Here is an 8,383-nt window from a genome sequence, read left to right as displayed (position 1 = left end):
GGTGTTGCGATCGAAGCGAGACCGCATCGCGATGGGTGCATGGATGACGGCGCTGGAGATGCGAGCGCCGCGTAACGTGTTGATCGTTGCTATGGCGAACAAGCTGGCGCGGATCGCGTGGGCGGTGCTCTCAACCGGCCAGGACTATCGGACTGTTCCGAATGCGATCTCTGCCTAGCCAAGCGTAACAACGATCGATTCCAAGCTCTCCCACCAAGGTCTGCACAGGCGAGTGAAGATGAAAGAACAGTCACAACGGCGTGCCTGAAACCTGTTTTCCGATTGGGCCCTCACACGGCCGAGGGGTTTCGAAGGACAGGCACGCGGCGTATCTCATCATGGCCAGGAGAAATACATCTCCACAAATAGGCCGGATACATTGACGCAGACTTTCTTCCTCTCAACACTTTTCCCTTGCAATCAGACGGCGGACCATACATTCGGAAACTTCAAGTGTACGCACATGAAGGTGATTGCGAGTCAAGGCCGGTCAGGATGCCGTGGTGCTGAGTGTGCACTCTTGCTGGTTGCCGTTCGTGTCGGGTTGTCAATCGCGTGCGCCAGCATGGGTCCAACTGAGGGTCCATTACGGGTCCAATAAGCGTTGCGTCTGGTTGTTTCCCGCTCTAACGTATTGGTAAATATCGCTAAGGTATTCAGATTGCGTCGTTTCTAAGATTGGGGGGTGAGGTCGCTAGTTCGAATCTAGTCGTCCCGACCATTGAATCAATCACCTAGCGCTTATTGCGCATCCTGGATCGTCAAGGGCGCGGCATCAAAATTCGAACTTAAGTCCCAGCTGTATGACGCGGGGACCAGGCAGGGTACCGGCAGAGAATATCTTCCCGGAGCTTGGATTCGGTAGACCGCCGTCTCGGGTGTCGGCGATTACGGTTGTGGAGCCACCGCCCTGCTGTGGGTACTCGCGTCCGAAATCGAGATTGGCATGGTTGAACGCATTCAAGAAGTCCGCGCGGAACTGGAGCTTACTCGTCTCGGTAATGCGGAAAAACTTTCGTATGCCGATGTCCCAATTCCACGAACCCGGCCCATAGAGCAGGTTGCGCTCCGAGTTGCCATACTGCCAGGGCTGGGGCGGCGCAAACGACGCTGTGTTAAACCACTGCACGCCATTGATTACGTCGTGCGAATCCTGCTGCCCGGCGTAGAGGTCCGCTCCTGCCACTCGGTCGGCGCGTCCACCTTGCCACCCGACGTAACCACTGGGCACCAGAAAAGTCACAGAAGACGGCGCACCTGTCTGATACTTGCTAATACCCGATACCGTCCAGTCACCGAGCAGTGTGTCCACAAGCCGGCTGCTCTGGGCGAGCAGCTTTTTGCCACGCCCCACCGGCAGATCGTAGACATAGTTGAAGACAAGCGTCTGGCGTGGCAAGCCGTCGGAGTTTCCGTAATCGGCCGTGGGGTTCCACGGGTTCTGCGGTCCACCGGCGATCGGAGTGTTATCCAGACTGCTCGTGAGGTTGTATTCCGCCTGGAGTTGGAAGCCATTGCCGAAGCGCTTGAGCAACTCCAGTTGAAGCTGGTTGAACTTCCCATAGCCGCCTGTGTACGTGTACAGCACCTGACTCCACGGCTGGTACGTCACCTGTTGCTGCGGCGGCACATTGGGCTGTTGTACATTCGGTTTGTTGATGTCGGACGCGTAGAACAACCCGTGCGTCGTCGTCGAGCCGACATAAGTCGCACGCGCCATCCAATCTTCATATAACTGGTGTTCGAGGGTGAGATTCCACTGCTGCTGCATCGGATTTTGGATGTATCGGTCCGTCGCATACACCAGCGGATTCGCGGGAGGCGCATTCTCAGCAGCCGTTGGGAACGGATTGCTGAAGGTCACGTCCGGCAGGAATGGCGCTGTCGGATTTCCAGGCAGCTGCGTGGTGAAGGTCGCACCGAGTTGCCATGGAGGGTTGAACATGTTCTCGTACGGACCGATCCAGGCAATCAGAGTGTCGTAGTAAATACCCCAGCCGCCCCGCAGCACTGTGTTGTTCCCGGGAAAGGGTCTATACGCGAAGCCGAATCGCGGTCCGAAGTTCTTCTTCTCTGGTACGTAGTACGACTTAGGCCAACCAGCGTTTTGAGTCGTCTCGAACGGATAAGCCGTGAGAAGCCCGGGAAACGAATGCGGCGGCGCCGTGACCGTGGGTGAATCCTGCGGCAGCGCCAGCTTGTTGTTCTTCAGGTCCAGGTAACTCACACGATCGTCGCGAACCTGCCAGGGCTGCTGGTACATATACCGCAGGCCGAAGTTCAGGGTTAGTTTGGGCGTCGCCTGCCAGGTGTCCTGCGCGTAAAACTCCCAAATGCGTGAACTGATCTGTATATCAGTCGGCGCGATGCCGTAGTTGGACGAGTCCACCGTGCCCAGCAGGAAGTCGGCGAAGGCGTTACCTTGTGAACGTGGCTGGCTGGGCCAGCCCTGGTTGCCGGTCCATTGCCCACTGAAGTTGAAGGTGCCCAGCGGGTTGCCGAGCGGAGTGGTCAAATTGGGGCCGCCCTGGCGAACATTTTGCCTGTACCCCTGTTCATCGAAACCAAACTTGAAGGTGTGCCGCCCGCGTACGTGCGAGAAGTTGTCGGAGACTTGGATGGTGTACTCCGGGTATGGATAGCCCAGGCCCCTATCTGTCCACATGCCTGTGTAACCGCTGATGTTCATGGTCGGCAGACCGCCGTTATTGATGACGGGTAGCTGGGCGAACAACGACTGCGGGTTAAAGTTCGTATTCTGCCCGTTGTTGCTCTGCCTCCACTCGGTCCACGCCCAGCGCACGTCGTTTACAGTGGTCGAGTTGAACGTGTGGGTCTCCGTGGCGCTGAACAAGTAGTGCGTGTAGCCCCGACTTTCCTGGTTGCCGTAGTCTGGCGGAGTGCCGGAGCTTATACTCCATGGATCGCCCAAGGATTGGTGGACCGTTCCATAGACGGAATCCCTGGAAGACAAGTGGGCATCCAACCGAAAGTCCACGCCATTGACGTCAAACTTGCTGGGGACTGGGGCGATATAGTTCGGTGGGCCGTTCGGCAGGGCTGGCGAAGGAATGGTCAACTCCGGCAGGTAGGGCATCAACGTCTTCGCCTGCGAGGTGATCATGTCTGAGGGGATCTGATTCCGTGCAAACGGCTGGCCTGTCCAAGGATTGTAGAGTTGCGTACCATTCGGGTCGCTGCAAGCCCGGTTGGCGTCATAGGTCGAGCACAGTGCCGAAAAATCTCCGGCGCGCAAGGCTTGCGACGGCAGTACCAAACTGGTGACCTGGCTTGATCTCTGGCGGATGCCCCTATACGAAAAGAAAAAGAACAGCCGGTTTTTCTTTATCGGCCCGCCAACGTCGCCGCCGAACTGGTTGCGATGGAATGCTGGCCGCGGTTGCCGGGTGGCGTTCAGCATGAAATAGTTCGCGTTCAGGCTCGTGTTCTCTACGAACTCGTAAGCGTTACCGTGGTAGTTGTTCGTTCCCTGCTTGAGAACCAGCGTAACCGCAGCGACGTTCTTGTATTCCGCGTTCAAGCCGCCACTGTCGACCCGGAATTCCTGGAGCGCGTCCGGCGGTGGCAGATTCGCCTCGCCGATTTGGTCCTGGTTGAAGGAGTGCGTGCCCATCGCACTCCCATTTCCGAAATCATTCAAGCTAACGCCGTTCAGGTTAAAGTTGGTACTGCCCCAGTAATGACTGCCCGAGATCTGAGGGTTGGAAATGTTGCTCACGTTACCGAAGCCGGTGACGCCGGGTGCCAGGATCATTACGCCATCAATCGATCGCGAGGTCGTCGGCAGATCCGTCAATTGACGCTGGTTAATCGAGCTGTTGATCGTATGGCTATCCGTGTTGACCAGCTGCGGTTGCGCTTGTACCTCTATGCTCTGCGGTACGATGCCCACCTGCAGTTTCAAATCCAGACGCGCCGTTTGCTGCGCCAGAAGCTGGATGCCTTTCACCGTCTCGACCCTGAAGCCTTGCTTCCTGGCCGAGATATCATAGATCCCCGCCTGGAGATTGGGTGCTGAGTACGCCCCGCTATCATCCGCTTCCACTATCACGGATACGCCGGTGCCTGAATTCCGGATGACGATCTGCACCTTCGGAACTAAGGCGCCTGACTTATCCGTGATCTGCCCAACGATGTTGCCCGTAATGACCTGGCATAGCGCAACCGTCGAGCACAAGATGATTCCGGTGAACACCCAGAACAGCTTCTGCCTCATAAGCCACCCCCTGGGCAGATCGCCACAGGGATCACGCCGACAGGCTCTCCTGTTGCTACGGTAGCCGGCGAGCCAGACGCTAAAACTGCTGAAAAAGTGCGTCGCGACCAACTCGCTTACGAGGGCCGCTGGCGGCGGTTCTTATGGCGCACAGAATATCACGCCAATGCGGAATCAAGCCTTGTTGCTGGACAGCAGATTTTCAGCGCATCTTCACCGTTATTGGCATCACGATGCCCTCTGCCTCGGAGTAGTCAACCAGCCGACTATCGCCTGAAGTACAGGCCTGCGAAGCGGTCCGTGATCAACTCCGATTCCGGCCGGTTGCCTGTTAGCGGTAGACTTGACGACACCTCTTTTTACAAGGAGAGCCATTCGTGAGATTCATTGGCCGGAATACCAAACCGCCGTCTCGGTAAGCAAACCGCCGTCTCGGTAAGAGAGTACGATGTGTGCCGCGATGGAGAGAGCGCACGGACTAAGAAGAGCCGCGATCGCCCTGGGCGTCCTGCTCGCATACTGCCCTTGTGTCTTAGCCTTAGACCCATCTCTCGACGTCAGTCAATACGCGCACACCGCCTGGAAAGTCAGCGAAGGATTTTCCAAAGGCGTCATCTTTTCAATTGCTCAGACGCCGGACGGTTATCTCTGGCTCGGCACGGAATTCGGCTTGCTTCGTTTCGATGGTGTTCGGAACACCGAGTGGCAGCCGCCAAAGGGCGAGCGTCTCCCCAGCAACGATATTAGAAACCTGCGCGCCGCGCGCGACGGGCGTCTCTGGATTGGCACTACCAAGGGGCTTGCAAGTTGGAAGGACGGCCGGCTGACTCATTACCCGGAGCTGGATGGGCAGGTTGTTGAAGCGCTTCTTGAGGATCATGAAGGGACGATATGGGTGGGCATCTGGGCGCCTCCTGTTGGGAGACTCTGCACGATTCAGGCCGGAAAGACCCAGTGCTTCGGAGAGGACGGCCGTTTCGGCTCAGGAGTGACCTCCTTGTATGAGGATAGCGGAGGCAATCTCTGGGCGGGAGGGATGACCGGGCTGTGGCGATGGAAGCGTGGTCCACCTAAGCTCTATCCAATGCCAGACCCTGCGCTCCGAATCAACGCTCTGATCGAAGGCGACGACGGCGAACTCCTGATTGCCCAGAATAGCGGTATCACACAGCTGAGGGCCGGGAGAACTAAAGCTTATCCGTTTCCTGCTGGGCAGCAGTTCAGAGCTCACACTCTGCTTCGGGATCGCAATGGTGGCCTGTGGATCGGAGCGTCGGTTGACGCGGGCCTGTTGCATGTGCACCAGGGTAGAACGGATCTGTTTACACGATCCGATGGCCTGTCAGGCGATGCGGTTACATGTTTCTTTGAGGATCGTGAAGGCAATATTTGGGCAGCGACCGTTGATGGCCTCGACCGCTTTCGCGAGTTCGCCGTCCCCACGATCTCTATCAAGCAAGGTCTGTCAACCCGGGGCAATTCATCCATTCTAGCGGCGAGAGATGGCAGCGTTTGGATCGGTACGGGTGATGGCTTGAACAGATGGGATAACGGGCAAATCACGATTTACCGCAAGGGAAACGCGCAGGCCGTGCGCGGTGGCGCCAAACAAAAAGAGGAACTTCCGGAACGCACCCGTACCTCGGGCAGCGGACCTACAGCCGAGAGAGGATGGGACGCGACCCGGACGGTGCGGGAGATTACCGTCAGTGGGTTGCCGGATGATACTGTGGACTCGCTCTTTCAGGACAATCGCGGGCGAATCTGGGTCGGAACCGATCGCGGGGTTGCCTTTCTTGAGTCTGACCGGTTCATTCCCATAAGCTCCGTGCCCGAGGGAATCGTGTATTCCATTACCGGAGATAGTGCGGGGAAGGTCTGGATCAGCCACAAGGATGGACTCTTTCATCTGCTTCGAGAGAGTGTGGTCGAACGGATTCCCTGGGCCACGCTCGGACGCAAAGAGGTTGCTATTGCTCTATTACGAGATCCTGTGCAGGGCGGTTTATGGCTTGGATTTTATGGGGGCGGGATTGCCTATTTCTCTGACGGGCAGGTCCGCGCATCGTACACAGCCACCGATGGGCTTGGCACGGGCTATGTCAGTGATTTTCGATTTGACGATGACGGTACGCTCTGGGTCTCGACCGAAGGCGGGCTCAGCCGGTTAAAGAACAATCGTGTGACCACGCTGAACAGCACGAACGGATTGCCCTGCGATACGGTTCACTGGATGATGGAAGATGACGCACATTCGGTCTGGGTGTACATGGCTTGCGGCCTGGTGCGCGTTGCCCGGCCTGAGTTGGACGCCTGGGCCGCCGATCCAAAGCGGACGATACAGAGCACCATCTTCGACAGTTCCGACGGAGTGAGGAGCCATTCGTTCCTTGAAGGCTATAGCCCGCGTGTCGCCAGGTCCGCGGATGGAAGATTGTGGTTCTTGCCTTTCGGCGATGTCAGTGTCGTCGATCCGCGCCACCTTCCCTTCAACAAACTGCCTCCGCCAGTGCACATCGAGCAGGTCATCGCCGATGGCAAAACATATGATGCTGCGCGCGGTTTGCGCCTGCCTCCGGGCGTTCGCAATCTCGAGATTGACTACACGGCCCTGAGCCTGCTGGACCCGGAGAAGGTGCACTTCCGATTCATGCTTGAGGACCAGGACAAGGACTGGAGAGAGGTGGTCAACCGCCGTCGAGCGGAGTACTCGAATCTATCGCCGGGAAATTATCGCTTCCGTGTCATGGCGTGCAATAACAGCGGTGTGTGGAACGAGCAGGGGGAAACGCTGGATTTTGCGATTGCTCCCGAGTTCTGGCAGACGAATTGGTTCCGCGCGCTTTGTGTGGCCGGCTTCCTGGCGTTGCTTTGGGCACTGTACCGATTGCGTGTTCGGCAACTGCGGCGTCAGGAAAGGAAACTTCGGGATGTCGTCGAAACCATTCCGGCGATTGCGTGGACCGCCCTACCGGATGGCTGGGTGGACTTCTCCAATCACCATTGGGAGGAATATACGGGTCTCTCCCTCGAGAAGGGAGCTGGCTCAGGCTGGGAAGTAGCCGTTCACCCCAACGACGTGAAGCGACACGCAGAGAAGTGGCGGGCCTCGGTGGCGAGCGGCGAGCCCTTCGAAAGTGAGGCTCGCTACCGCCGGGCGGACGGGGAATATCGGTGGTTTCTGGTCCGAGCCGTACCGCTGCGGGATGGGGAAGGCAAGATCCTCAAGTGGTACGGGACGAAGACCGACATTGAAGATCGCAAACGTGCTGAACAGCTACAGGCGGACCTTGCTCACGTAAATCGCGTAACCACGATGGGCGAGCTCACCGCATCGTTGGCACACGAAATTAAACAGCCGATCACTGCTACCGTCGCGAATGCGAGCGCCTGCTTGCGATGGCTTCAGCGCGACCAGCCAGACTTGGAAGAGGCCTGCGAGGCGACAAGAAGAATCGTTGAAGACGGAAAGCGTGCCGGTGACATCATCGAGCATTTACGGTCGCTGTACACGAAGTCTTCCCCGGAACGTGAGTTGGTCGATGTAAACGAGATTGTCCGCGAAATGGTCGCGCTGCTGCGGGGTGAGGCCAACCGGTATGCGATCTCGATTCGTACAGATCTTGCCGACGACCTTCCCAGAATTCCGGCTGACCGTGTGCAACTGCAGCAGGTACTCATGAACCTCATGCTCAACGCAATCGAGGCGATGAAGGAGACCGGCGGAGTACTTACGGTAAAGTCACAACTGGACCAGGCCGGCCGACTGCTGATCTCCGTCAGCGACACCGGAGTAGGACTGCCAGCCGAAAAGACCGACCAGATCTTCAATGCCTTCTTTACGACCAAACCGCGGGGCTCCGGCATGGGGCTGGCGATTAGCCGTTCCATCATCGAGTCGCATGGCGGCCGTGTATGGGCAACGGCGAACGATGGACGGGGCGCAACGTTTCATTTCACTCTGCCGATCGCCGCCGAGGAAGTGAAAGAACCCGCTACCGGACGTGATTCGGTGTCCGTCAGGCCGTCTCACGTTGATGCAGAGTGAGGCTCTGGCCCGTCTTCTGCCAACGCCGTGGCTAGAGGGTTCATTTCCGGGGGCGGTAAATCTCGCCGCTTCGCGCGACGGACGGACACTCTGGTCTG

Annotated in this window: 2 protein-coding genes; one reads left to right on the top strand and one right to left on the bottom strand. The window is 57.8% G+C overall.

Annotated elements, in window-relative coordinates; genetic code table 11:
• Positions 1 to 775: 775 nt before the first annotated feature.
• The gene (locus Q363_RS02740) at positions 776 to 4,237 is read right to left on the bottom strand and encodes a TonB-dependent receptor (protein ID WP_035347586.1); all 3,462 of its coding nucleotides are present in this window, start codon (positions 4,235 to 4,237) and stop codon (positions 776 to 778) included.
• Positions 4,238 to 4,685: 448 nt separating this feature from the next.
• Here Q363_RS02740 and Q363_RS35615 point away from each other — a divergent pair, with 448 nt between their 5' ends.
• Positions 4,686 to 8,285 (top strand): two-component regulator propeller domain-containing protein, encoded by a 3,600-nt coding sequence (locus Q363_RS35615; RefSeq protein WP_051978265.1) that lies wholly within the window; start codon positions 4,686 to 4,688, stop codon positions 8,283 to 8,285.
• Positions 8,286 to 8,383 lie beyond the last annotated feature (98 nt).

This window comes from Edaphobacter aggregans DSM 19364 (assembly GCF_000745965.1).
Classification (GTDB): Bacteria; Acidobacteriota; Terriglobia; order Terriglobales; family Acidobacteriaceae; genus Edaphobacter; species Edaphobacter aggregans.
Note: the sequence above shows the minus strand (reverse complement) of the source record. Positions and strands in the feature narration are given on the sequence as shown.